Raw genomic sequence first — 19558 nt, 5'->3', positions numbered from 1 at the left:
ACCAGATGAGGCGAAGGGTGGATGAGACGCATGGTGAAGCAGACGCCAGCGGAGCGTGCCCTGGCTTGCTCCTACACCACTGGCGACGGGCAGGTCAGATTTAACATTGTGAGCCTGTCGGTCCATCATCATGCCGACCGCAGCGTGACCTTTACGTACGAGATCGCTGTAGTGCGTCAAGGGCACCAAGATGAACGCTGGGAGTTCACGCTGCCGTGGGATGACAAGTCCTTCGTGGATGTGCTCACCTCACCTCACCCCGACCCTGATCGGCTCCGACAACTCGTGCACTTGGTCCGCACCTTGTTGGAGGAGTGGTGGGAGACCAAGGGCCAGAGCAGGCGTTCGGCGAAGATGGGGCGTCAACTGCACTGAACTGCCCGACAGTAGGCCCCGTCCCGCCCTCATTGGGCTGGGTGGGGCCTGCTGCTTGTCGGCCGAAGCTCGTCGACCCACATCCCGTCCGGAGCGAGAGGGCTGGAGCCGCACGATGACCTGTCGGCCGTGCAGGCCACATTCCTCGTGGCCTACGGGCTGCCGCGTGTGGGAAGGATCGCCGTCGGCACGGACAGCCCTTCCCGCCTCGGGGAACTCGTCGATGCCCTGCGGTACGAGGCCGAGGCGGACAATCTCAGTGCCTATCGGCGGCTCCTTCGCGAGCAGCGAGATCGTCAGCCCCTCTGAAGGTCCCCCGCAATCTGTGTAGCCATGAGGCGTGCGGGTTCAAGGCGAGGATCCTCGGGATGGGCGTCCGGGGCCAGGATCTTCGCGCAGACGAACAAGGTCATCAGCTTGCCGTCCCGGCTCTCCAGATCGTGGCGCCGCTCGTGGCGAACGCGCTCGGCGAGAGTCGGGACGGCGAGGGAGTTGCCCCACAATGACGCGGCATCCAGCCCTTGAGGGGCCATACCCCAGTCCTCCCAGTCGAACAGGCAGAACTCCGGCCCTGTCATGTTCGCCCAGTTGAGATCGGCGTGTGCCGGCAGCCACTGTTCCACCGACGTGTCGACGCCACCGGGGAGAAAGCGGTGGATCGCCTCGGCGACATCGTTCTGCGTGATCATCACGGTGTCCGGACTAGCGACGCGCCTCGTGTGCTGCTTGGCCAGGGCATCCAGCGACATATTGAACGCCCGCCACCAGTCGTTCGGCAGCGCGGGCTCAGTGGCCAGGACACTGCTGCCGACGGGCGCACCGGGCAGAAGGTCCGTCTCAACGGCCCGCCACATCACGGCGTCCCCAGGCTGCCTCCACGCAACGCCTCGATGCCACTGCGGCTTGGCCACACCCTCCAGGAGGGCAGCGCATTCGGTCCCGTTCCAGCCTCGGCTTCTGATCTTGTCGAGCCGACGCCGCTCAGTACGCACCCACGTCCCCGGTCCGTTCGCGCCCCCAGAGACCGTCGCTTCTGAGGATTGCGGATTGGGGTGACGTGTGGTCACTTTGGTTGTATGTCTGGTAGATGAGGTATCCCGATGGGGGTGGTCTGACCGCGTCGGAGCGGGCCCGGCGGGAGCGGGTGCGGTTCGAGGTCGCCGAGAGGTTCGAGCAGGGTGTGGCTCCGCCGGTGGTGGCCAGGGAGTTACGGGTGTCGCGGAAGTCCGCGTTGCCGGGCGTCGACCTCTTCGAACCCTCAGCGCCGTGGCGTACGTTCCGCTGGCGGGACGGACAGAAGCACTACTCGGGCTCGTATTGGTCTACCACCATGCGTGCTCATGTCGTCTACGAGTCGCCGCTGGAGCTGACGTCTGCTCTATGCCGACTTCGACCGGGACGTGATGGCGGTCTTCGCCCAGCCATTCCTACTGTCCGCCACGGTGGACGGCCCCCGAACTCTTGCAGGCCATCGGCCCTGGAGGCGCCCGGATGATGCTCCCCATTGCCCGGAAGCTCGTCCCCGAGGAACGCTTTATGGACCTCTACATCCAGCAGAACCAGAGCTTGTTAGAGATCGCGCGCGTCACCGGCGTCGGCAGGAAACTCCTGGCCAAGCTCGCGGACGAGTACGGCATCCCCCGGCACGCTCCCCAACAGCCCCCCCGGCGTCGACCGGGACTGGTTCTACGAGCAGCACTTCGTGCCAGGCCGGCCCCTGGCCGACCTGGCTCGGGAGAGGGGCGTGAGCCTGGACACGATGCGGCGGTGGCGCAAAGCCCACCAAGTCCCGCTCCACCGACCCGTGCGGCAACCACACATCCGCGAACCCCACTCCCCCGACTGGGCCCCGCCGATCCTCAGCCCCGTGGCGGGCAGCGCCGACGGCCGCCGCCGGCCGCAGATCTTCCTCCGCATCGTCCCCTTCCCCACGACGGACATGGTGTGCCGGACCCTTGGTCTGAATCAGCCAGCGGTCACCGGCCAGATCCAGCGACTGGAAAAGGCACTCGGCGGCCCCTAGCTGGTCTGAGCCCAGCGCGCCCACCCGATGAAGCTCACGGACCTTGGAAAGGAGATCTACGAGGCGGCCCTGCCGCACATTTAGAAAACCCAACAGTGCTGCACTGCAAGGCCCACCCATGCCCGGTTTGTTGCAGGCCTCACGCTCACCTACGCGAGCCCGTCACTATCACCCGATGGGCGGCAACGGCGGGCTATATCAGCCTTTCAGGCAGGCGACAGTAGTCTGGAGGTTCCCGGCTTTAACGCTTGCGGCCAATTCGGCTCCGGTCTCAGTGAATCGGCACCGCAGCTCGGCTTCAGCTTTATCGGGCAGGAGTTGCGTCAGCTCGGGCGGAAGATCCTCGCTCTTGACACCCAGCGCCCTGACCAGAGCGGCAACACTGAAAGGCCCTCCGGTGGCCTCGAACTGCCAGCCATGGACGTCCTTCGAGAAGTCTCCGCTGAAGCACAAGGGGGTGGCATTGCCGCTGCTCCCATCCACGCAGGACACCAGCGCACCCAGCCCGAACCCTCCTTTCTTCACGTATTCCAGGTAGAAGACCATGCTCATGTCCACCCCGGCAATCACGCTTTGCGTGCCAACGCAGACCTGCCACGCTTCGAAATCGTGTGCCGTTTCGGCTTTGACGGTCAGCTGCCGAAGTTCCAGTTTCCTGACAAAGTCCGGCACCTCGAAGGGGCTGGACTTCCACTTACCGGATGCCCAGTCAAGAACATCGGACATCTTAATTCCCGTGGCGCTCACGGACCACTGCTTGTGGAAGAGGTCTTCGGCGACGACCTCCAGCAAGAATGTCTTCTCGCCGATTTTGACGACGGGGTCGATATCCGCGACCCTGATCGCGGAGACGGCGACAGGCTCGACCTCCAGTCCTATGGTCACCGGCACCCCCCTCCCTTCCACTTGACGGAGAATCATCCCGGTATTGTTGACCAGTGTTCCTTGATGCTTTTTCACGGCCTCCTTGGAGTTTTTAGTGATCAAGCCAGAGCCATTGGAAGGGAGGAAATGCCCTCCCCGCGCGATATGCCTCCAGTCCTGCTCGCGTACCCCCTGCGGATAGTCGCCTGCAACTCTCAGGGAGAGCGTTCTCAAGTGAGAGAAGAAGGTGCCAAATTCGGCATCCCCTCCCGTGCCGCCCGTCGTCACGGACGCAATCTTCTTGAGCTCTTCCGCGGCAGTCAAGCAGTCAGGGTTCTGGAGCCTGCGGCCGAGATCCGGCTCAATGTTTTCACCCGGGTCGTCCACCCGGTATGCCACGCCTTCCAGACCGGACGGCCCTGAGGGGCCAATGATGAGATTCCCGGACGTCCAGCAGATCATTTCCGTCAGCTTCTCGACGCCCATCTTGAGATCCGTTCCCCCCTCCTGGTGCTCGACTTCCCCAGCGATAAGACCTTGCAGGAGATCCCTCAGTTCCCGCTTCTCCTCGGGCGTGAGCTCAGGATTAAACGGCAGCTCGGCCACAGAGCCTCGAAGCACCTTCAGGTAGTTCATGACACCTTTCGGTACCCCGCCCTTTCCCTGGGTGCCGTAATACCTCTTCGCCATGTTGTTCCAGGAATCCCTCAAGACATTCCAAGGGATCAGGTGATGCCGCGTCATGTCTACACGCGGACTTGACTTACTGCGAAGTCCCAGATCATCCACCCGTCTCGACGCCATTTGATCTTTTGCCGTTGTTGTATTGTAAGGATAGCTGCTGCGCTTATCGAAGGCGAGGTTGACGTGCCATTTAATTTCAGGTCGGACCACCGTCAACTCCAATGATTCTCGCAAATCAGGGTGAAAGGTTCTCGTTTTGCATCCGCCGAATCCGGTTGGCGGCGGTGATCTTCAGTTCCTGGTTCTGGTAGCCGGGTCCGAGGGGCGGCACGGGCGGATCCTCGTCGACCATGTAGACCAGCTGGGTCTTGTCCGTGGTGTCGTTCCGTGGAGCGAACATGGCAGGCCCTCCGATCCGCCGGGTCCGGCCAGCCCCAGTGCACGCCCAGTGCCACTGGATAGCCGGCCACCGGGGTGTCGAGAGAGATGCACTTCTGAGGGTGCTGGTTCGGTGGGATCGGCATGAGGGGTTCCCCTGATTTCGCTGTTCGCGGCAAACAGATCTGGCGGACTCTTGGGTGAGTTGGGGGTAGCCGATGTGGGCTTCGGTGAAGGCTCCGTTGGTTTGCCTCAGCTGCCAGTCTTCCAGTGACTCCTGATCTGGCCTGCCGGGCTCATTGGATGAACGGGAGGTGGGAGCTGAGTGTTGTGGCCTGGTTCAGTCCTTGGTTTGGCCCGCTGCGTGGCCGCTGGCGCTGAACTCTGTCGCAGTATGTGGCTGCGTGTGAGGGGTGGGTCAGGTGGTTGGTCGGTCGTTGGTGAGGCGTTCGATGCCGAGGGGGTTCCAGTGGAGCCGCAGCCCGGCCTCTGCGAGGAGGAGGCTGGGGGTGACGGTAGCGAGGTGGATCTCATGATCTTTCGGGATGGGTACGGTGAAGCATGGTTTGTGCATTCTGCCGTCGCTGACATGTCGGCTCTGCGGGATCAGGGTGACGTCGTAAACCGTCGTTTTATCTTGTGGGAGCTTCAGGTCCAGCTTGATGTGCGGCAGTTGAGTGGCGGGCGCGTCTACGAAGAGGGAGAGGACGCCGTCGGTGCCGGCTCGGAGTACGGCGGGGGTGTCGTGTGCGGGCAGCGGGAGTGTGGTGATCTGTGGCGTGCTGTGCAGGTGAACGGCTCCTGTGGCGGTCAGGTTGCCGACGGTGAGGTCGGGGTGGGCGATGATGACGAAGCTGTTGAGAGTGACCTTGTGGGGCGCTGTTGTGAGGTCGGTTGGGCTGATGGTCGCTTGCAGGGAGAGGGGGGAGTCGTGGAAGAGGTCCTGTGTCTTGAAGTTGTGCTGATTTCCTACGGGTTCGGTGATCTCGCCCGGGGCTGCCACGTAGGAGACCGTGAAGGTGATGTCCTGGCCTTTGGCGGAATTCGAGGTCCAGGTGAGTTCTGCGGGTGATCCCGCGTTGATGGACATGCGGTTGGGCGCGAAGCCGCCGACGGTGCAGCCGCTCGGTAGCTTCTCGACTGGAATGTGGCAGGTGTGTGGCTTTTTGCTGCGGGTTTCCGTGATAGCCACATAGGACTGGCCCTCGATGTTGCTGACCTTGATGTCGCACAACTTTACGGACAAGTGCTCCTGTCTCTCGATCACGGGATCAAAGCCGTCTTCGGGTGCGAGAGCGTATTCGAATCGGTTCTTGGTGCATTGCAGGTCCCATGGGCCGTGGTGGAGCTCCACATCGATCGTGACTCGGCGTACCCTGCTTGAGGGGTCGCATAGGGCTGTCTTGTTTTCGAATGGCAGGCCGAGGGTGATTTGTCCACATTCCACGTTGCCGGTACCTGTGTTTGTGGCGGTGATTGTCAGGCTGGTGCTGGTGCCTACGGTGACAGCCGGGCTTGCAGTTCCTAAGGGGCCTGCTTGTACGGGTGAGTTGGAAAAGTCGAGGGTGTAGTTGAGGATCAGGGGGCATTCATGTCCTGGGCTGCCATGTTCGCTCATGCTCGGCGCTCCGCCTTGGTGTTGTTGTGCAGCAGGCCGTCGCCCAGGGGGAACCACGCGACGCTTCCTTGCACGGTGGCATCGGCGTGAATCGTGACGGTGGTTCCCTGCCCGACGGGGACGAACAGCGTCTCCTGCTGGTTCGGGTCCGTGGAAGACGCGCTGACGGAGAAGTCCGCGTTGGTGCCGCCGTGGTAGGTGATTCTGAGTGTTGCCCTTTGGTGAGCTTGGCTGCTCTTGATGACGGCCACGACGTAGCCGTCCGTTTCGGCCACGGCACGGTCGAACTGCTTGTTGCGGTCTTCGACCTGACCTGGCTCGTCGTATCGGTAGGGGTGGCGTGCCTTGAGGAGCTTGACGTGTCCGTTGGCGGTGAGGTCGCCGGCCACTACGTCTCCGCCCTCGACCGTCACCAGGGTGAGCAGGCTGGTCTCGTGTTGCTCCCCCTTTGTGGCCGTGAGCCGGAAGGCGGTGGTGCTGGTGAGGTGGTCCACGGTGAACTGCCAGTGTCCGCCGACGTAGGCCAGATGAGGATCACCGTTGATCGGCTTCGTGGCGCTGCCGGTCTGGGTGGTGTATTCGAGGATGTAGTGAGGTGCTTCTTTGGGGTCCGGGCCTTGCCAGATGAGGTTGATTGGATCATCTCGCTTGACCTGGAGAGGGCGGGCTTGAAAGCCGTCGATCAGCCGGCCGGAGGTTTCCGGTCCGGTGGGCAGGTGGCGTGGGGCCGTGCTCACTGCTTCTCCTCGTGGTGTCCAGGGGCCGGTGTCTGGTGGTGGCTGTCGGGGATGAGACTGAGGTAGCCGGAGCGTGCTGTGGGACGGGGGTCCAGTGGATGGGCGGTGCCGTCGGCGGGGACGAGGGGGAGGGTGTGCCACTTCCCGTCCGTGGTGCGTTCGGTCCAGACGGCGGTGCGGCCGGTCTTGTCCAGTGCCAGGGGGTAGGGCAGGACGAGCTTGTGCGTGGTCTGTGCGTGGGCGTGGTCGGCTCCTGGCGGCCGGAGGGGGGCGAGCAGTGGGGCCTGGGGCAGGGACAGGCTCAGTCCGCGCAGTGCGGCGTTGACGAGGCCGTCGGGGAGGCGGAGTTTGGCGGCGGGCAGGATGCCCGTCTTCGCCTCGACGGAGCTCCAGGGATCCATCAGCAGGGTGGCGAAGGCGGCGGCGGTGTCGTCGGCCGGCTGGCCGGCCGACCGGGCCGCGACACTGAGGGCCTCGCCGTGCAGGACCGTTCGGAGGTAGACGGGCTCGGGAACGATCTCATAGCCCACGCACAGGTGCTGGTAGTCGATGGCCTTGTCGCCGGGGGCTGCGGAGGCTGCCGTGTAGTAGCCGAAGAGCCCGTCGGTGAGGTCGTGCGGCGAGCCGAGCTGGATGTTCCAGCGGGCCTTCCACAACGGGTGGGTGGCAGGCCCTGGGGCGGTCATGGCCGTGGCCCAGGAAGAGTCCGGCAGGGGCGGCCCGTCAAGCTCAAGGCGCAGGCGGGTGCGTACGAGGACGAGGGGGCGGCCTACGAGGAGGGAGACCACTGCTGTCTCGGGGTCGGTCGGTGGTGCCACGGTGGGCACGCCGATGTCGATGGCTGCGGTGAGGGCCTGGAAGCGGTCGGCGCGTTCGGTGCGGCCGCTGGCGTGGTCGGCGTCGGGGTCGACGAGCGCGCTCAGCAGACCGTACAGGTCGGGGTAGGCCTGCTTGAAGGGGGCGCCGGTGATGTCGGAGGGCCGCAGGAAGGGGGATCCGGGCAGGGGCACCCATCCGACGGCCTCTTTCCCCGCGGGTCCGACCAGGCGGACTTCGCCGAGGGCCTGGCCGCGCGGACCGTAGACCGCAAGTGCCCTCTGTGCCACGCCGCTGCCATGGGCGCGGGGCAGGATCCAGCCGCAGGCAGGAGTTTCATCGACGCCTGTGGGGTCGGCGTCGGGGTCGATGGGCCGGATGCCATCAGAACCAACGCTCAGGGGTTCGAAGCACAGTCTGGCCGGCTGGGGCAGGCGGGGGCGCAGGGAAACGAACCGCTGGGCGTCTGTGGTGCTGACGGGTGGGTCGACATCGGGGTCGGTCTGCCCTTGGCATTCGACGTGCAGGTCGCGGCCGGTGCGGGGCCGGAATGACTGCTGATTCGTCGAATCGACCACGGTGGCGAGCTGGCCGAACCGGTCGACGATGGCGAGGCCGGCGAAGGACAGCTGTCCTGCCAGTACCGGCGTGAAGGGCACCGGCTTATGGGGGTCGGGGGGGACGGGTACCGGCGTCAGTGTCGCCCCGGGTGGTGCGTCTGCGGAGGCGTCGCCATAGAAGGGTGTGCGTTGGACGAACCAGTCGTTCACTCCGGTCAGTTCCTGGGAGATCATGTCCCAGTTCCCGATGTGCTTGCGGAATTCGTGCAGGACCTCGTTGGCCTTGGTGTCGGGGTAGGTGTCCAGGTATTGGGCCACGCGCTTTTGGAGGGTGAAGATCGGCACGGGGCTGAGGTGGGAGCAGCCCTGGACCGTGTACGGGTCCGGGTTTTTCCCGATGGGGTCGAGGTCTTTGCGGGGTGCCGTAAGCCGGTGACTTGTGCCGGTGAAGGACCAGTAACCGGTGCTGTTGCCGGCGCTGTCGACGACGGGTACGGGGTAGCAGTAGGCGCTCCAGCGCAGGTACATCGGGTCCCACGGCTGGTTCCAGGGTGCGGCACCGGCTGGGAGCGTCTGCCCGGGGCCGGGCCCGACCATAGCGTCGGTGTAGTCGGAGGGGCGGGGAGTGCCCTTGCGCAGGAGTTCAGCGGTGTAGGCGTCGAGCACCCAGAATTCGCCCAGGAGTCGGCCGACCGTCTCCCAGGCCCGGGCACCGGCCTGCTGGAGCAGCGCCTTTTGGAGACTGGCGAAGTGGGCGGGAGCCGGGCACGGCTCGGGAGGGATCAATGGCGGGGACGGCGCCTGGGCGCGGGTGAGAATCTGGGCGGGGGTGCGGCAGGGCAGCGGCGGGGTGCTGTTGTCCAGCCGCAGTTCGGGAGGCAGACCCATCGGATAGGCAAGGGCAACGGGCTCCGCCGGCCGGTAGAACGGGGCGCCGGGCAGCTTGTCCACAGCCCACCCGCTCGGCAGCAACTGCTGGACGGCGCAGACGAACTGCGGTAGTTGGTCTCGCTTCGCCAGCGCGTCCGACCGCGCGGCAGCCGCGGCCTGCTGGGCGGGGGCGACGGCCCTGGCCATGAAATCAGCTGGTTTGCCGTCCAGGCCGGACATCCACCACAGCTCGTACCAGCGGCGCAGCGCGGCTCGAGCGTGCACCTCTGCCCGGTCGCAGTCGTGCTGGAGTGTGTTGAGTTTCCGCAGTGCTGCACGCAGTTCAGGGAAGTCGGTCTGCCGGGCCGGCGGCACGCCGTCTTGTGTCCGGGGAGGCGTGAGCCGCCAGGTGAAGCCACCGGGTGAGCTGTGGAACCATGATGTGCGCAGCGCGGCGTCGAGGGCCTCTGGCGAGGCGACGGTGCTGTTGTCGAGCACGTCGAGCAGGCCGGTGTGGAAGGCGTGCAGCAGTTGGGCCCGTTGGCGCCGGCGCTCCAGGTCGCCGGGGAGGCACTCGTCGACGACGGCGTCAAGTGCGTCGGCCGAGGAGTGGCCTGTGGAGACCAGGGATTGCTTCCAGGGGGTGAGAGGGCGCCTGGACGGTGGCACCTCGCCTTTTAGTTTCCAGTCCAGCCCGAGCACGGTGCCCACATACAGCGGGCGGGCTGTGTCGGACGCCCCTTTCACGGCCCAGCCGAGTGCTGCCAGGGCGTCGTCGACGGGCCGCCCAGCGCCGCCCAGGGCACCGCCTCCTGTGCCGTGGAAACGCAGGAGTTCGGTCACTGCGTGCGGGTGCAGCGGGCTGTCCTCGGGGCGGGAGTGCCAGCCGACTACCAGGTAGCTGACCAGTGCCTCGTCGATCTTCGTGTCGTTGCCGGGCTGGTTCAGGGGATCGTGGAGGGAGAAGACGTTCTCGTTGTACGGCTGGTACGAGGCGAAGGTGGGGATGCCCGGGCCCACTGCGGTCAGGAGGAACCCTGGGGCCTGGCCGGGGTCGTTCCATTCTTCGATGGACAGATCGTGCTTGGCGCCGATGTAACAGACCTGCCAGTCGTTACCCTGTCCGACCGTGCGCCGCAGATATGGCGACGTGCCACCGTCGCGGTGCGATTGGCTGTAGCGATGGTTGCTCGCGTAGTCGCTGTGGATCAGCCATCCCGTGGCTGCCGGACCGGGCAGGGGCGCACCGTGAACCGGATGGGGGCGGTGGTAGCGGACCACCACCCATCGGTTGGGAGCGGTGGGGAAGAACGGCTGACCCTGGCCCTGACCCTGTTTCGTAAGGTCGACCCGTCCGCGGCAGAGTGCGTCGGGCAGTTGCCAGTGGAGGAAGACACCGATGTCAGGTCTGTGGTCGGCGGATTCCTGCGGGTCTGTCCGCGTGCCCGGGGCGAAGCGCAGGTTCCACCGGGCGAAGTCCTGGTTGTAACGTACGGCGTTCGAGACGACGAGGGCCCGGGTGGTGACCGGTACGAGGATGATGTCGGCCGGTTCGGTCACGTGGTGCTCCTCTTGAAGGTCGCACAATAGGCAAGGTTCATGAGCTGCAGGGCGAGGCCGGCCGGTGCGATGGGTTGCTTGAGCTGGCTGGTGAGCGCCGGGACGAGGGGGGTTCCCGTGCCGCAGAGGTTGAAGACCTGCGGGCGATCGAGCCCGGACCCCGGCGAGATACCGCGCAGGCATTGGTCAACCGGCTTGAACGCCTCATTTTTCGCCTCGCCGGTTTTCTCGCCGCTCACCCAGCGCAGGTTGATGGCCCCGTGATCCTTGCCGTCCAGGGATGTGTCGATGCCGAAGTTCAGTGCATGGGGCGGCTCGCGCAGTACTAACGTCTGCGGCCACTTCGGGAAGAGGAGGAGCCGGATGTCCGGGGCCATTGCGAATGTGTGCGGAGCCGGCATGTCGGACGGGAGTTCCAGCACCAGGTCTGGCCAGTGCTGGATGAGCCGGGATCGGATCAGCACGCCGCCTTCCGGCAGGGCCTCGTCGGTGAACGCCCCGGCGAGGAGCCGGGAGGTGAGCACGACGTCGGTTGCGGACGAGGCTCCTTGACCGGCGGCCCCTGCGATCAAGGCGTCGAACCAGTACGGGTCCACGTGGAAGAACCGCAGGCTCTCGGCGGGGAGCATCTCCATGTCCGGTACCAGGAAGGAGAACGGAACTGCCGGGAGCAGGTCCTTCCAGGTCAGTCCCGCGTGGGCCACGTGCGGTCGGTGCCGTGCGGCCACTTCCTCCAGTGCCGCCTCGCATGCGGCTGCCAGGGGCGATTCGGCGGTGCGGGCCGCCATCTCGCGCAGAGCGCGAGCAGGCGCCGGCGTGACGGGCTCGACACGCGCACGCGCCGCGGAGCTGGGCGGCACGGCGTACGCCTTCTTGGCAAGCTGCTGGATATTGCGGCTGAGCTCGGACGGCATCCGGGCATCCCCTGCGAGCCATGAGTCGAATAGCGAGCGGGTGCCTTCGCTGCCGCCGTCAAGGCCATGTTCCCGCGCTGCCGCGGCCTGCTGCACTGCGCGCAGCCCCTCGCGTCGGTAGCGGGAAACTGCTTCTGCCAGGCTGGTGTTGGCCAGGGCGAGCGTCTGCCCGAGGGTGTAGGCGGCGGCGTAGCTGACGTCGAAGAGGCCGTAGTGCTCAGAGTAGATCAGGGCCGCGTCGGCGCAGGTCCACGTCGTGGCGGCGTCCCGTTCTCCGGGGGGAAGGGGATTTTGGGGGACGACGGGTGTCAGGGGGCCGCGCGTCCAGCCGTAGCTGTCCTCGCCGCCGTGCAGCCGGTGGACGAGCGGTACGTACCCATCCGCGAGCCGATCGCGGGCCTCTGGGTGGTCCACGGGGCGGGTACGCAGCCGGAGCATGGGGTCGAGCTTTGCCTCGTGGGCGAGGTGCTTGACGACGTCGCCGAAGGTGCCTTCTGCCCGGGCCTTCGAGTCGAAGGACCAGGAGGCCAGAACGACGAAGCGGACCCTGTCCGCGCGGGGTGGCAGAGGCTGGTCGCCTTGGAGATACGGGTAGCCGCCGTGCCCGCGCAGGGACACCAGCAGCGCCGTGTAGTGCCCGTCGGTCCGGGGCAGCCGGTTGGCGACCACCACGCCGTACTGGCCGGGCTGCCACCCCTCCCCCAGGGCGGCGATTTTCTTACCTTGCTTGGTGACCTGGCGCAGGTGCGTCAGCCAGCGCAACTCCTTGCGCAGCGGCATCAGGTCTTGGACAGCCGCCAGTTTGATGTCCACGGTCTGGCAGGAGTCGTCCACACCGGCGATGTCGTCGACGGTCAGGTTCGGAAGGACGACGCCATCTGGTGCCGTGCCCTTCAGGCTCTGAACCGGCCGGGTGGTGATCCACTGCCTGGTGTCGGGGTCGGCCACCAGGCTGCCGTCGGTGACCACCAGCAGCGCCAGCCAGGGGATATGGCTTTCGTCCCGTTGGCTGGTGATGGAGCGTTCCCAGGGGCGGGTCGCCTGGTTCAGTGTGATGTGGGGCAGGACGGTCGAGAAGTCTCCGGTGGCGCCGGGAGGTGGGTACTGGGCGTAGATGGACGCCGAGTCGAGCGTGAACTGCGGTGATTCGACGACGAATTCCTGGCAGGCGCCGGTCAGTGATACCTGTGACGGCCCGTGTGGGGTGACATCCTGGCTGACCTCGATCGTGTAGTGGCCGGGGTCGATCGCCGGGCGCAGGTCGTCCGCGAGTGTCACCGTGTGCCGGACAGGGGCAGATCCATGGGGCATGGGGTCACCTTTACGGGACGGCTGACAGAGGGTCATCGAGGACGTACGACCACACGCGGTCCGGGAAATCGGCGGGTGTGCCCCTGTGGGCGGTGGCGGGCAGGACACCTGCTGCGGCCAGCGCCTGGCGCAGCTGGTCGCGGCGCTCGGTGGTCTCCGGTGTGGCCATCGTGTCGCGGATGGCCTGCCGCACCGTCCCCGGCCGGCCGGTGGTGGGGCCCACGGGCCGGGTGTGCTGCGGGACCAGGGCGTCCTCGCCGTGTGTGAACACGACCTTCTCGAAGGAGAGTGTTTCCTCGGCGGCAATCTGTTTGAGCGGCCCGGTCGCGCGGGGCGGCGGGACGGTCAGCCGCATGCCGGTCTGCGCGCAGATGGTCCCGGCGCCCTGTGGTGCGGGCGGGCGGGTGCCGGTGTCTTGCAGGGGCTCGCCCCAGACACTGGTCGGGACCTGCTCGGTCGTGGGCCTCGCGTCCCAGCCTGCTTTGACGAGGTCGATCGGCTTCGTGCTGGGCCGTGGCCCCCTGACCGTGAGGGCATGGGTGACGGAGACGCCTTCCCATCCCAGCGGGCGCACGTCAACGCCGTTGCCCCGAGCTCGGCCGGGCTGCCGGCTGTGGGCAGAGAAGGGCATGGGAGAGCGGGTGGCCAGGACGAAGCCACTCTGCGACGCCTTCCACGGCCGCGCCTGGTTCTTGGCATCCGGCGCCGGTGGCCGGACGCCGGTCAGGGGCAGTACCTGGAGCTGTCCCCCATGCAAGGGCCCCGCCACGAACTCGGGCCAGGTCAGCCGGTCGGGCCTGCTCCCGCGTCCTTCCCCGAAGCGGATGTGCACGTCCCCCAGCACGGGGACGTGCACGGTGGCGATGCCCCCGGTGGGCGGTCCCCACAGCGACAGATCCACCCCGAGCTCGCCGCGGATGGTGCCGAGCCCTACATCCAGCGCGAAGCCGACGCGGATGCCGACGTCCAGCTCGAAATGGAACGGCGACCACTGGATCAGCGCGTCGCACTGGGCATGCAACCAGGCACTCAGCGGCCCGGCATGGAAGTCGACGTCGAGCCGGCCTCCGAGCATGAACGACCAAGGGGTGAGCGCCGCGTATCCCTCGCCCCTGATCGAGACAGCGTCGCTCACCGCCCAGTGCAGCCCCACCCGCTTGATGTCCGGGTAATGGCCGGGGCGGACGAACGAGGGGTGATAGCCGCCGAAGGAGACGACGAAGTCGCCCTGGTGCGGAGAGGGGTCCACCCACGTGGCGTAGGCGAAGCCGCCCTCGATGCGGCAGCTGGGATCAAGGACGTAGGAGTCCCGGGTGAACTGTCCGGCGAACGACAACTCGCCCGTGGAGCGGCGGTACACCGCCCGCAGCTCCAGCGCCGCCTTGGCGTAGGGATGCTTCTTCGGGAACTGCGCGCCGACGATACCCAGAACGGAGAGCGTGAAATCGTCCCCTGCCTGGAGCACGGCCAACAGGCTGCCGTCGATGAACTCGAATGCGGTGAACTGCGCGCCCGCCGCGAACCACATGCTGCCGGGTTCAGGCGTGATGACATCTCGCATCGCCTTGAGGACCTCGACAGATCCCTGCCCCACAGGGAACCTTTTGTCGTCCGTAATCCCCGCGATAAGAGGGAAGTCCTCCACGGCCGCCAGCTCGGGGACGGCGATCCGACTGTTGTAGCCGAACCCTCCGGCCAAGCCCGTCAGTTCGATCACGGGCGTGCCGATGTGCAGCCCGCCGACCTTGCCGAAGACGGCCAGGGAGACCCCACCGTCGTCGCGCTCGGCGTACGAGGCGACGGCCGCGACGCTCAGCTGCGGCGTGACCACCTCCGCGAGCCCGGTCAACAGGAGGTGGTAGCCCGCGGGCGGCTCCTGCAACAGCACACCGGCGGCGATGCGGACCGGGTCCCGGTCGTACTCCAGGCTCAGCCCCCGGAGGCAGCCTCGCACCTCCAGGTTCTTCTTCAAGCTGATGCCGAGCCCTAAGCCCTGGGCCGCGAAAGCGAGCCCGCCGATCGTGACGCCGGCGTCCACCAGCAGCCACACACTCTGGTCGGCGTAGGCCACTCCGATCCGGTTGAGTTCCAGTGGGCCGATTCCCTTGCCCACGGAGGACCACACGGCATGGGACTCGGGTGCCACCACAATCGGACTCCCGCCCACAGCCTCAAGCACAAGAGACTTGGTTCCCTGCCCTTCGGTCAACAGGGGGTAACGCTGCCCGAGCAGTGTGACATCGGCCTCAGCCATGAGCCCGCTCCCAGCAGGCCCCTGGACCGGCGGCTCACCTGACAGATCCCTGAGCCTGCGCCATTGCGGTTCTGTAACCTTGCCAGACAGGTACAGCAGGGCGACAGCGTTCACCTCAGCGACATTGCGTGGCATCTGAGCACCCACGACCGGGAGTTCGGCCAGCGAGAACGCATGCTTCCAGCTGAGGCACACCAGAGTGACACGGGCGGCCACGTCAGCCCAGCCCCGACGGCCCGTGGATGGTGAAGGTCCCCCATTTGTAGTTGCCGTCGGCGTCCTTCTCACACGTCCAGCCCAGTGACTGCCAGATCTTGCCGTCGTGCACACACAGCTTGTGGGTGGGCTTGAACTGTGGATCGATGGGGTCCGGTTCCGGCAGGGCCGCCTGGACATGAACAGCCGGTGCGAGGTTCTTGAACGTGACCCGGAATTTTTCGGGTACGTTCTCCGTTCCGACCAGCGGGACGATGCAGTATCGCTCGCCGGAGAATAACGTCACCCATCCGCCCACGAGTTCAGCAGCAGCGTCCACCTCGGTCCTAGCCGGAAGGTCTCTGGCAAAGGCATTACCCCACTTCAACGGGACCGGCGGGCACTGGTGCCAGGCCTTTCCCTTCCGCTTCTCCGGCGGCGTGGGCTTCAGCACCTGATAGGTCCCCGCATCGCCCACAACGAACCAGGGCTCCCCGTCCCGGACGAACGCAGCGGCCCGCTTGTCGAGCTGTCCACCGTAGGAGCGCCAGCCCTTCCCGTAGTCCACTCCGCACGGCGGATAGCCATCCAGGCTCCACGTCCACGTCGCCGGGTCACCCTGATATGTCTCCCGTCGGCGGCGAAATAGCAAGCCCCGTGGATCGAGAAAACACCCCTGCGCAACGTCTCTCTTGTCGGGGTCCGGCAACGCGAACGCCGTGGTGATACCGATGATGTCGGGGACACTCTCACTCATGCCCATCTCCCGGGATAGCGCCAGCATGTCGGTCCACCGCCGAAAGACGCGAAAGACCTGGCCAAAGACGACTGACCGACATCACGAATTCGATTCCAGTGGCTGCGGAGAATGCGATAGTGGCGATGTTACGTCACAGTAGGCCGCTATCCACTGTGAACAAGCCGTCGATTTTACGGGTTGGCGCGGACCTGCCTTCGTTTATTTCATTTTCCCCAAACCAGCAGGGAAGGAAACGGCGTCCCCCAGCCCATTACAGCGCCCACCTGATCGTTAGAGATCTCTTTGCTCGCGATTGACACCTCCATCTTAGAGGTCATGGAAATCAAATGAATCCATCCACGACCCTTAGGGTCAATAGTGTCAGAAGACCCCAGCAGCCACGAAGGATCGAGGCTCTCGTTGTAGCCCTGAGCCCCACAAACGGTAAATCTGCCAAATTTCTCGGTGATTGGGACGGAGCTGACTTCTCTGCTGACTGGGTCAAGAACCTCAATCTTTGCATCCTCGCCCAAGGAGGCTGAGAGTACGCAAACGCTAGATGTCCCCCTGATCAGTAGAGGAACTCCGGTGAACTTCTCGAAGAATTTCGGAGTGCCTGACTCCAGGTTGACGACAGTGGTTCCCCTCGTGCCGCTAGTGACGAAGAGAAATTTATCGTTATCGGTCTTCGTGATGAAGTATGGGTTGTCAACGACATCCCAGGTGGGGTGCTCGCCAAGAGAATAAGGAGGCGGTCCCTTCACCTCCTGCATGAGCAAAGCCTTGTTCCCAGTGAAATTACGGTCTCTAACAAGTGCGTAGACGCAGGTCCCTTGGGAGTGGACTGCGATGTCAATCACTGGCCTGCTGTCGGCATCGACCAGACGATAGGGGGTCGGTTCTGTTTGCGTACGAGTCTTTCCGTCGGGGGAGAGGGGGAAGGTGTAGAAAAAGCCACTGTCGTCTCCGCAGAACAGTCGGTTATCGACGTGAGGTGGCTGATCCGTGCCGTACGCAAGACCTGCACTGATCAACCTGGCATTGTTATGAGTTTTCAGCTGTTGAATTTTCGGACTGCCTGCACCCTCAGCAACCTCCTGCACGCCGCATCCTAGTTTAGGGCCCATGGCGCCATATGCGCGATAGACCAAGGCTCGACCTTCGTCGATTTTCACGGTATTAGTGCAGAGGGGCCTGCCGTCCAGCGTTACGGGAGAGCCGACATTCAGTGAGTCGCTAATGGGGATCATAGGGAAAGAGCCCTCGGTTTGCGCGTACACGGCGAATGACATGAGGCTGACCTTCTTCTGTATGATGATCTTGCGGCTCGCGGCCCGCAAATCGCTATGTTTTGACGCTTCAGGCAATTACTGAACCGGAACTGTCAGATTTCCTGCCTGCGGCTCACTTGTCAGCGGCGATGCCTCGCAAGAGCGGGAAACCGCGTTGTTCGTAGGACCCCTCTCAGGAAGAATCGCACGCTGATACCCGTACGCCAAGCATCTCAGGATCGTGAAACCCGCATCCGTGAGCGTCATGTCCGCCATCGAAAGCCACCAGACTCCGGGAGATGGGTGAGTTGCGCTGCCGGCACCATCGCATCGTCGTCGCTCACACTACGCCTGGCTCTGCCTGACCGCATAAGCTTGTCAAGAGGAATCGTTTCTTGAGAAGGCCGCTCGTCCAGTGAGATGAAAAACAGATCTTCTTTGGCCGATCCGACGCTAAATAACCCTCGTGCTAGGTAATTCACTAGCGCCTCAGCCGCCTCTTGCTTTTCCCCGCATGACCCACCATTCACACCTGGAACACTCGTTCAGGCCATTCACCTGTCACGCGAACCCGAAGTTGGCCGAGCAACTCGCTTCCCAGGCCTACTCAAGCCTGCCAGGTCCGTTGCAGAGCCTGTGGATGTCGCCGATCTTCCCTCTCCCCCAAATCAGCACGGCGGGCCACGGCGGCACGGAGAACAACGGCCAGGGACCCGCAATTGAGGATTGCGTGTTGGGTTGATGGTCAGGGAGGAGTGAGGTTGAGCCCGGTCTCCGCGACGAAGCCGTCGAGGAGGTCGGCTCTGTACTGCATCTTCTTCAACCGGGTGCGGGCACTGCCGGCGAGTTGGTGGGTGGTGCACGCGGCCAGGTTGGCCAGGGACTTCTTCAGGTGCGCCCACACGCCTTCGGCCGGATTCAGGTCCGGGGTGTACGGCGGGAGGCGGAAGGCCGTCAGTCACGTGCTGCGTGCTTGGAGTAGTTCGCGCATCGCGGTGTCCTTGTGCTGGGTGGCGTTGTCCCATACGAGGACGAGCGGGCCGCCGAGCTGCTGATGTGCGGTGTCCAGGAGCATGGCGAGGTCTCTCTCGCGGAAGCCCTTCTTCTCGCCCTTACGACCGGTGTGGGTCAGCATCCGGTAGATCAGCTGGGTGCGCTGCCCGGGCCGGACACATACCAGGGCTGCCAGCGAGATGCGCGCCCGGAGCCCTTCCCGGTGACCCTGACTACCGGGGTATGTCCGCGGCGGGACCAGGTGCGGGCCTTGGGCGGCTTCAGGCTCTGTCCCGACTCGTCCTCGAAGAGCAGCCACGCCCTCTGGTCCCGCACCGTCTTTCCACGCTCGGCCACGCCTCCTGCATCCACCGCTCCACCGCCTGCGGATCGCGTTCGGCGGCCCGGTGCACCGGGACCTGCACGCTCCACCCCATCTGGTGCAGAATCCGGCAGACCTGCGCTGTGCTGAACCAGACGTGGAACCGCCGCGCGATCAGCAACGCGATCCTCGGGAGCGTCCACTGCTGGTCCTCCACCCAGCCATGCGCGGCCGGCCCCTGCCTCAACGCCTCCTCCAGCCACACCCGCCACTCGGGTTTCATACGCGAGGACGGACCGCTGGGCCCCTTCGAGCGCAATGCCTCCACCCCGCCCTCACGCCACAGCGCATGCCCGGCAAACGCGGACTTCCGCGACACCCGTAACTCCCTGGCCACCACCGGCGGGGCCACACCCTGCTCGAACCTCTCGGCGACCTCGAACCGCACCCGCTCCCGCCGGGCCCGCTCCGACGCGGTCAGACCACCCCCATCGGGATACCTCATCTACCAGACATACAACCAAAGTGACCACACGTCACCCCAATCCGCAATCCTCAGTTGCGCACCAGCGTCCCTCTATCGAGCCGAGTTTGCAGACCACGCTCGACCTCGTCGAGCACATCATCGACCAGCTCAACTCGCAGATCGGCTGGGGCGCTGGCAGACAGGGAAGATGACATTGAGCTTCCTCGGCGACAGTCCGAAACTAGCAAGAAACCGGACCATCTCACTGCCGAACGCGTTCGAGATGCCCGTGGAAAAGCCCCCTGGGGGTTGAGCCGAACGCGACTCACCCCCCAGGGGGCCGGTGGCCATCTAAGCGATGCCAGGTTCTGGTTGTGGCGCCCATGCCACGGCCAAGGTCACGTGGATGCAGGCGGCTTCTGATGCAGAGCCATGGTGGTCTTCCGATCCTCGACGCGCTGGACGGCCTCACCCGTACCGAGGACCGCGGCGACGAGAGCGAGGATCAGACCGGTCGGCAGGTCCTGGACGTAGTGGGCGATCAGCGCCAGCGCCGCGGCGGCGATGGCGTACAGGCGGGTGCTGTGCGTGTGGATGAAGTCGAACAA

General features: G+C 65.2%; 14 protein-coding genes and 3 pseudogenes. 5 read left to right on the top strand and 12 right to left on the bottom strand.

The window, feature by feature from the left end; genetic code table 11:
* Positions 1-30 precede the first annotated feature (30 nt).
* Together ACO1BR_RS25120 and ACO1BR_RS25115 are read left to right on the top strand one after the other, a co-directional pair.
* Positions 31-375 carry a hypothetical protein gene (locus ACO1BR_RS25120; protein WP_426797356.1) on the top strand — a complete coding sequence of 115 codons (345 nt, stop codon included), beginning with the start codon at positions 31-33 and terminating at the stop codon, positions 373-375.
* A gap of 129 nt (positions 376-504) precedes the next feature.
* On the top strand, positions 505-684 hold the full coding sequence (locus tag ACO1BR_RS25115; protein WP_426797355.1) for a hypothetical protein: 180 nt from the start codon (positions 505-507) through the stop codon (positions 682-684).
* Here ACO1BR_RS25115 and ACO1BR_RS25110 read toward each other — a convergent pair.
* A pseudogene (locus tag ACO1BR_RS25110) lies at positions 672-1411 on the bottom strand (hypothetical protein); the annotation flags it as partial. The gene ACO1BR_RS25115 and the pseudogene ACO1BR_RS25110 sit on opposite strands and share 13 nt — an antisense overlap.
* A 51-nt stretch (positions 1412-1462) precedes the next feature.
* On the opposite strand from ACO1BR_RS25110, the pseudogene ACO1BR_RS25105 reads away from it, so the two are divergent.
* Positions 1463-1606, top strand: a pseudogene (locus tag ACO1BR_RS25105) (IS630 family transposase); the annotation flags it as partial.
* Between the two features lie 513 nt (positions 1607-2119).
* The gene (locus ACO1BR_RS25100; protein ID WP_426797354.1) at positions 2120-2398 is read left to right on the top strand and encodes a helix-turn-helix domain-containing protein; all 279 of its coding nucleotides are present in this window, start codon (positions 2120-2122) and stop codon (positions 2396-2398) included.
* 198 nt (positions 2399-2596) lie between these two features.
* Here ACO1BR_RS25100 and ACO1BR_RS25095 read toward each other — a convergent pair whose 3' ends face one another.
* The 10 genes and pseudogenes from ACO1BR_RS25095 to ACO1BR_RS25050 all read right to left on the bottom strand — a co-directional run bounded on the left by ACO1BR_RS25095 (position 2597) and on the right by ACO1BR_RS25050 (position 18989).
* Entirely contained in the window at positions 2597-4006 is a 1410-nt protein-coding gene (locus tag ACO1BR_RS25095) for a hypothetical protein (protein WP_426797353.1), read from the bottom strand.
* A gap of 175 nt (positions 4007-4181) precedes the next feature.
* Entirely contained in the window at positions 4182-4346 is a 165-nt protein-coding gene (locus ACO1BR_RS25090; protein ID WP_426797352.1) for a hypothetical protein, read from the bottom strand.
* A gap of 396 nt (positions 4347-4742) precedes the next feature.
* Positions 4743-5942 carry a hypothetical protein gene (locus ACO1BR_RS25085; RefSeq protein WP_426797351.1) on the bottom strand — a complete coding sequence of 400 codons (1200 nt, stop codon included), beginning with the start codon at positions 5940-5942 and terminating at the stop codon, positions 4743-4745.
* Positions 5939-6679: a hypothetical protein gene (locus ACO1BR_RS25080; protein ID WP_426797350.1), complete on the bottom strand. Its 741-nt coding sequence runs from the start codon at positions 6677-6679 to the stop codon at positions 5939-5941. Before ACO1BR_RS25080 ends, ACO1BR_RS25085 begins: the two co-directional genes overlap by 4 nt.
* The gene (locus tag ACO1BR_RS25075) at positions 6676-10485 is read right to left on the bottom strand and encodes a hypothetical protein (protein WP_426797349.1); all 3810 of its coding nucleotides are present in this window, start codon (positions 10483-10485) and stop codon (positions 6676-6678) included. The genes ACO1BR_RS25080 and ACO1BR_RS25075 overlap by 4 nt, the downstream gene beginning before the upstream one ends.
* Positions 10482-12710, bottom strand: coding sequence for a hypothetical protein (locus tag ACO1BR_RS25070; protein ID WP_426797348.1), 2229 nt, complete (start codon positions 12708-12710; stop codon positions 10482-10484). Before ACO1BR_RS25070 ends, ACO1BR_RS25075 begins: the two co-directional genes overlap by 4 nt.
* A gap of 10 nt (positions 12711-12720) precedes the next feature.
* Complete coding sequence (locus ACO1BR_RS25065) at positions 12721-14856, bottom strand: DUF6603 domain-containing protein (RefSeq protein WP_426797347.1); 2136 nt, start codon at positions 14854-14856, stop codon at positions 12721-12723.
* A gap of 325 nt (positions 14857-15181) precedes the next feature.
* On the bottom strand, positions 15182-15916 hold the full coding sequence (locus tag ACO1BR_RS25060; protein WP_426797346.1) for a hypothetical protein: 735 nt from the start codon (positions 15914-15916) through the stop codon (positions 15182-15184).
* Between the two features lie 206 nt (positions 15917-16122).
* Positions 16123-17073, bottom strand: a complete 951-nt coding sequence (locus tag ACO1BR_RS25055) for a hypothetical protein (RefSeq protein ID WP_426797345.1) — start codon at positions 17071-17073, stop codon at positions 16123-16125.
* 841 nt (positions 17074-17914) lie between these two features.
* A pseudogene (locus ACO1BR_RS25050) lies at positions 17915-18989 on the bottom strand (IS630 family transposase).
* Positions 18990-19009: 20 nt separating this feature from the next.
* On the opposite strand from ACO1BR_RS25050, the gene ACO1BR_RS25045 reads away from it, so the two are divergent.
* Positions 19010-19162 (top strand): hypothetical protein, encoded by a 153-nt coding sequence (locus ACO1BR_RS25045; protein WP_426797344.1) that lies wholly within the window; start codon positions 19010-19012, stop codon positions 19160-19162.
* Positions 19163-19348: 186 nt separating this feature from the next.
* Here ACO1BR_RS25045 and ACO1BR_RS25040 read toward each other — a convergent pair whose 3' ends face one another.
* The gene (locus ACO1BR_RS25040; RefSeq protein WP_426797343.1) at positions 19349-19558 is read right to left on the bottom strand and encodes a hypothetical protein; all 210 of its coding nucleotides are present in this window, start codon (positions 19556-19558) and stop codon (positions 19349-19351) included.

The sequence above is a fragment of the Streptomyces sp. YGL11-2 genome (assembly GCF_050054615.1).
Lineage (GTDB): Bacteria > Actinomycetota > Actinomycetes > Streptomycetales > Streptomycetaceae > Streptomyces.
This window is presented reverse-complemented; position numbering and strand designations above follow the sequence as displayed.

What these genes read in the sequence shown, in the direction of transcription:
- ACO1BR_RS25090 (WP_426797352.1), bottom strand. Translation starts at nt 4,346, where the DNA reads ATGTTCGCTCCACGGAACGACACCACGGACAAGACCCAGCTGGTCTAC.
- ACO1BR_RS25095 (WP_426797353.1), bottom strand. Translation starts at nt 4,006, where the DNA reads ATGACGCGGCATCACCTGATCCCTTGGAATGTCTTGAGGGATTCCTGG.
- ACO1BR_RS25070 (WP_426797348.1), bottom strand. Translation starts at nt 12,710, where the DNA reads ATGCCCCATGGATCTGCCCCTGTCCGGCACACGGTGACACTCGCGGAC.
- ACO1BR_RS25120 (WP_426797356.1), top strand. Translation starts at nt 31, where the DNA reads ATGGTGAAGCAGACGCCAGCGGAGCGTGCCCTGGCTTGCTCCTACACC.
- ACO1BR_RS25085 (WP_426797351.1), bottom strand. Translation starts at nt 5,942, where the DNA reads ATGAGCGAACATGGCAGCCCAGGACATGAATGCCCCCTGATCCTCAAC.
- ACO1BR_RS25060 (WP_426797346.1), bottom strand. Translation starts at nt 15,916, where the DNA reads ATGAGTGAGAGTGTCCCCGACATCATCGGTATCACCACGGCGTTCGCG.